This is a genomic window from Luteolibacter pohnpeiensis (assembly GCF_016595435.1).
GTDB lineage: Bacteria > Verrucomicrobiota > Verrucomicrobiia > Verrucomicrobiales > Akkermansiaceae > Luteolibacter > Luteolibacter pohnpeiensis.
The window spans coordinates 1-2,104 of the sequence record NZ_JAENIJ010000099.1 but is presented as its reverse complement, the minus strand read 5'-3'; the positions used below and the strand labels follow the sequence as shown (position 1 = coordinate 2,104).

Sequence of the window (2,104 nt, the reverse complement as noted above, 5' to 3'; positions counted from 1 at the left end):
TAGATGGAGGAGCTTTGCGGGACGATGAATTCCTCAAGCAATTAAAAAATGGAAGAGGATAACAAGGCGTGTGTGGCAACGGCGAACAAGCTCGCGAGTTCGCTTCGCTCTAGATGCTCGACACCGCCGTGCCACCACTCTAACGTTAGGCAAAAACCTTTCCTCCGCTTATGAGACTCAAATGGGAATACAAAACGCTGAAAATTCCGACAGATTTTGGTTTCTTCTCGGGCACCGATTTCGATTCTGATCGGTTGGCAGAGCTACTGAACGGACAAGGTTCAGAGGGATGGGAGTTGGTATCCGTTTTCGACATTGAAAAGGTCAAAGGCGGCTCGAAGTTTGTTGTAGCTGTTATGAAAAGACCTTCGGAATAACATGATGATGACGACTAGGCCGTCCAATACTGCAGCGAGAGTCTCATACTATACGCTACTTAATTTTATGGGTTTTGCACTCTCCAGCCACCGTTACTGTTCGAAAATGAAGACTGAGCCTAACAAGCCGCTAGAGCCAACTCCTACAGCTGTCACGCATCGTGCTTTCGCACGCTCCGTGCCAGCCTCCGGAGCGGCTCATCTTTAACGTTATGCTAAAAAATGAGACTCCTGCTCACCGCCATTTTCTTGATGCTGCCTGTAGCAATCTTCGCAGATCAGTCCAAGGCTGTTTATGCTGACGAGGCAGCGGCGAATGGCTTCACCCTCAAGAAGTCCGAGCTGAATCTGGGAGTCATTCAAGTAGTCGCCACCCTGCCACAAGGAACGACGAGCGTCGGACTCATTATTCGGGGTTCGGACGACCAGTTCATTTCAAGTTCCGCGTTGGAGATCAAAGACAATCGATGCAGCGCAATTCTTGCTCAGGCAGCGATTGGAAACTCGTCATTCGTGACCCCCTATGTTGCGAAGAGTGAGGACGAGACGACCGAGCTCTACTTCGGAAAAACCAAGGCAGAACAAGGCAGCGCACACCAATCCACTACCCGTCCCGAGTCGAAATCTGAATGACCATTCCAACCTTTAACCCTGAAGTCGAAGCGCGCCCCCGGTAGTGGATGGGTGGCTTTTGACGTTCGCTCGAGAATGAAACGCAAGATGCGACTCTGCACCATCCTCTATGCCCTCACCCTCACGTGCTGGGCTCAAGATCCTGTGATTCTGAGCAGCGAGAGCCTGAACAACACAGTAGATGCCACAGCGATTGGGCAGTCCTTCACAATTACTCAATCAATCACTTTGTCGTCAGTAGGAGTGTGGGTGAAGAAGATCGCCGGTGGTGCACCATTCGAGCTTTCGGTTCAGCCCTACGACCCGTGGAACAACGCTCAGGGTGAAGCGGTTTTCTCAGCGACCGTTCCTGCGAGCGGTATTCCTGATGGATCTGGTGGTGGGTGGGTCGAGGTTCCGATTTCGCCACCCCTCCAGATCTCTAACCCAGGGATCTACTCAATTCTTGCCGACACAGACTCCCAAGGTTTCCCGGATGGTTACAACGAGTATGGGGTTGCTCTTGGGGACTCGATTCAAGGAGGTGTGAGGTTTACCGGGGGACACGGACCAATCGTCACAGAACTGGTTTTCAGAATGCGTGGCTCAGCTCCACCAGGTGCGTTTACGCCGCCGTTGCCAAGCGTTCCGAAGATTTCCGGACCGATCGTAGAGGACTACTATGAGTTTGCAGTTCGTGCTATGCGGAAGCGTTTTACCTACACTTGGGACACCGAGGTCGATGTCGTGTATATCGTTGAGAATTCGAAGGACATGTCACTCTGGTTTGACGACGCCTACCTAGGCACAGGCGCGCAAATGAGTGCTACGATTCGGAACACGTTTTGGGACACTCAGTATCTTAGGGTCACGGCAAAGTTGTTGGGCGATTACCGCAAATGAGCGAACAAGGCGGCGCTCCTAACACCTGCCCAGCCGCGAGTTCAATTCTTCATGGCCATTAAACCCTTAACCCACAGTCGAAGCCTCGCCCAAGGGCAGGCGTAGGAGGCCTTTGACGTTCTCTTGGATGCGGGGGTTTGGTGTAAGTGATCATAGAGAAAGAGCGTGGTAATCTAGCTGCAGTCTCCCGGAGAGTGCCAGCTTGAATTTTA

Annotated in this window: 3 protein-coding genes; all 3 read left to right on the top strand. The window is 52.0% G+C overall.

The window, feature by feature from the left end:
* Positions 1–170: 170 nt before the first annotated feature.
* The gene (locus JIN85_RS22410) at positions 171–377 is read left to right on the top strand and encodes a DUF4177 domain-containing protein (protein ID WP_200274262.1); all 207 of its coding nucleotides are present in this window, start codon (positions 171–173) and stop codon (positions 375–377) included.
* Positions 378–599: 222 nt separating this feature from the next.
* A complete protein-coding gene (locus JIN85_RS20220) occupies positions 600–1,010 on the top strand; it encodes a hypothetical protein (protein WP_200274260.1) in 411 nt (136 codons plus the stop codon).
* A gap of 75 nt (positions 1,011–1,085) precedes the next feature.
* A complete protein-coding gene (locus JIN85_RS20215) occupies positions 1,086–1,892 on the top strand; it encodes a hypothetical protein (RefSeq protein WP_200274258.1) in 807 nt (268 codons plus the stop codon).
* Positions 1,893–2,104: the final 212 nt, after the last annotated feature.

What these genes read in the sequence shown, in the direction of transcription:
- JIN85_RS22410 (WP_200274262.1), top strand. Translation starts at nt 171, where the DNA reads ATGAGACTCAAATGGGAATACAAAACGCTGAAAATTCCGACAGATTTT.
- JIN85_RS20220 (WP_200274260.1), top strand. Translation starts at nt 600, where the DNA reads ATGAGACTCCTGCTCACCGCCATTTTCTTGATGCTGCCTGTAGCAATC.
- JIN85_RS20215 (WP_200274258.1), top strand. Translation starts at nt 1,086, where the DNA reads ATGAAACGCAAGATGCGACTCTGCACCATCCTCTATGCCCTCACCCTC.